This is a genomic window from Campylobacter showae CC57C, from assembly GCF_000344295.2.
Taxonomy (GTDB): Bacteria; Campylobacterota; Campylobacteria; order Campylobacterales; family Campylobacteraceae; genus Campylobacter_A; species Campylobacter_A showae_B.
In genome coordinates, this window is sequence record NZ_AOTD01000116.1 from 1 (window position 1) to 926 (window position 926).

General features: G+C 38.8%; 1 protein-coding gene. It reads left to right on the plus strand.

Translation table 11 applies throughout. The features are described from left to right. Positions 1-926, plus strand: a 926-nt coding sequence (locus H740_RS04405; protein WP_002951768.1) for an ankyrin repeat domain-containing protein, incomplete at both ends; no start/stop codon positions are given.

Here is a 926-nt window from a genome sequence, read left to right on the forward strand (position 1 = left end):
ACGTAACGCAAGAGGAGATAGACGATTTTGCTTTTAGATACTGGGATATAGATAAGCAGATAAAAGACGATGCATTTGCGGAAAATTTCCGCAAGCTTTTAAAATCAAAGCAAACGAATCAAATTTTAAAATTTATGCAAGATAATAACATTAGCATAGACTCTCCACTAATAGACGGCGTTACTCCTTTGATGTACGCTAGCTTTTACGATGACGAAGTCACGGCAAAAAGACTTATAGATATGGGCGCAAACGCTCATGCGCAAGATAACTATAAGCTCTCGCCCCTGGCCTACGCCATAGAAAACAACTCTACAAAGACCGCTAAGCTGCTCCTTGATAGCGGGGTTAAATTTGATGAAGTAAAGACGGTGCAGTACTACATAGATCCTCCGTTTTATAACAATATCGAAAAGCTTATCATGGATGGAGACGACGTAAAGATAGTATTTCGAGATAATTACCAAGTCAATAAAGAATCCAAAGACGCAAATAACCCCATGAGGTATATAGTATGGCATAACTATGTCGAAATGGCCGATATAGTCCTTGCTAGCGGGTATAAACCAAAACTTAAAGAAACGCCGTCTTTATTTACCGGCATAAGGGATGAAAATTCAACCTTTCTACGCTCTTTATACGTGGCGCTGCAAAACTACCCAAACTACGAACCCATGCTAGAGCTTCTTTTAAAATACGACGTCGTGGGTCAACCTACGAAAGAGGAGCTAAAGAAGGCGTATGATGAGTGCTACGATAACGTAAAATACTATGCGAAAGAAAAAGAAAACTATATCTATAAAATGAATCAAGGCAGAGACGAAGAGGCCGAAGAAAAGATACAAAGAACCAATAATAAATACAAATATGCTCCTTACTGGCACATATATCATGACGGTCTTTTACAATACAAACCAAAGCCGATA